We start from the raw sequence: 1,621 nt of genomic DNA, 5'->3' as shown, positions 1-1,621 counted from the left end.
GCGCCGATCAGCACGAACAGGCCGACCCAGATGTCGTTTTTGGAAGTTTGCATGGTGGTCTCCGGATGATGCTCAGATGCTGAACATCGTGGCGGTGAGGATGAAATCGAGCGCCAGCACGGCCAGCGAGGCCACCACGACGGTGCGGGTGGTGGCGCGCGAGACGCCTTCGGGCGTGGGGTGGGCACCAAAGCCCTGCAGCAGGGCCACGAAGGTGACGGCAAAGCCGAACACCACGCTCTTGATGACGCCGTTGCCCACATCGGCCCACACATCGACGCCGCCCTGCATCTGGCTCCAGAAGGCGCCGCCGTCCAGCCCGAGCATGAGCACGCCGACCACCCAGCCCCCGATGACACCCACGGCGCTGAAGATGCCCGCGAGCAGCGGCATGACGATCACGCCGGCCCAGAAACGCGGGGCGAGCACGCGGCGCACCGGGTCCACCGCCATCATTTCCATGGCACTGAGTTGCTCGCCGGCCTTCATGAGACCGATCTCGGCGGTGAGGGAGGTGCCCGCGCGGCCCGCAAACAGGAGCGCGGTGATCACCGGGCCGAGTTCACGCACCAGCGAGAGCGCGACCAACAGGCCGAGGGCTTCGGTGGCGCCGTAGATGCGCAGCGTGTAGTAGCCCTGCAGGCCGAGCACAAAGCCCACGAACAGGCCGGAGACGCCGATGAGGGCGAGCGAGTGGTTGCCCAGAAAGTGGATCTGGTCGCGCAGCAGCACCGGGCGGCGCAGGGCTGCACCCAGCAGCAGGAGCAGGCGGGCCAGCAGGCGCGTGGCGGTGCCGATACCGGTGATCTGGCTGCGCACGGCGAAGCCCAGGCGGGCGATCCACGCGGTGGTCATGCGCGCTCCCTGGATTTGGCCTGTTTGCCGTTGCCGAAGTCGTCTTCGAGGCTGGGGCCCGGGTGGTGAAAGCGCACTGGACCGTCGGGCGAGGCGTTGACGAATTGCTTCACGAGCGGGTCTTCGCTGTGGCGCACTTGCTCGGGGGTGCCCTGGGCCGCAATCTTGCCGTTGGCCAGCACGATCACCTGGTCGGCGATGTGGAAGGTCTCGTCCAGGTCGTGCGAGACCACGATGCTGGTCAGGCCCATGGCGTCGTTGAGCTGGCGGATCAGCCGGGCGGCTGTGCCCAGCGAGATCGGATCCAGCCCGGCGAAGGGTTCGTCGTACATGACGAGTTCGGGGTCGAGCGCGATCGCCCGGGCCAGCGCCACGCGCCGCGCCATGCCGCCGGAGAGTTCGCTGGGCATGAGGTCGCGCGCACCGCGCAGGCCCACCGCGTTGAGCTTCATCAGCACGATGTCGCGCACCAGGGCTTCGGGCAGTTTGGTGTGTTCGTGCAACGGGAAAGCCACGTTGTCGAACACGCTCATGTCGGTGAACAAGGCGCCGAACTGGAACAGCATGCCCATGCGCCGGCGTGCGGCGTACAGGGCTTCGGCGTTCATGGTGGTCACGTCCTGCCCGTCAAACAGGGTCTGGCCCTTTTGCGCGCGGAGTTGCCCACCGATGAGCCGCAGCACCGTGGTCTTGCCGCCACCAGACGCGCCCATGAGCGCCGTGACCTTGCCGCGGGGCACGGTCAGCGTGACGTTGTCGAGGATCG

At 67.6% G+C, this 1,621-nt stretch carries 2 protein-coding genes; both read right to left on the bottom strand.

Going from position 1 to position 1,621, the window contains the following annotated elements; translation table 11 throughout:
- Positions 1 to 72: 72 nt before the first annotated feature.
- Positions 73 to 855: a lipid asymmetry maintenance ABC transporter permease subunit MlaE gene (mlaE, locus tag Q1W68_RS12515; RefSeq protein WP_300649755.1), complete on the bottom strand. Its 783-nt coding sequence runs from the start codon at positions 853 to 855 to the stop codon at positions 73 to 75.
- Positions 852 to 1,619: an ABC transporter ATP-binding protein gene (locus Q1W68_RS12510; protein WP_300649757.1), complete on the bottom strand. Its 768-nt coding sequence runs from the start codon at positions 1,617 to 1,619 to the stop codon at positions 852 to 854. Before Q1W68_RS12510 ends, mlaE begins: the two co-directional genes overlap by 4 nt.
- Positions 1,620 to 1,621: the final 2 nt, after the last annotated feature.

Source organism: Hydrogenophaga sp. (genome assembly GCF_030158645.1).
Lineage (GTDB): Bacteria > Pseudomonadota > Gammaproteobacteria > Burkholderiales > Burkholderiaceae_C > Hydrogenophaga.
This window is presented reverse-complemented; position numbering and strand designations above follow the sequence as displayed.

Coding starts and splice junctions, on each gene's coding strand:
- mlaE (WP_300649755.1), bottom strand. CDS start 855: ATGACCACCGCGTGGATCGCCCGCCTGGGCTTCGCCGTGCGCAGCCAG.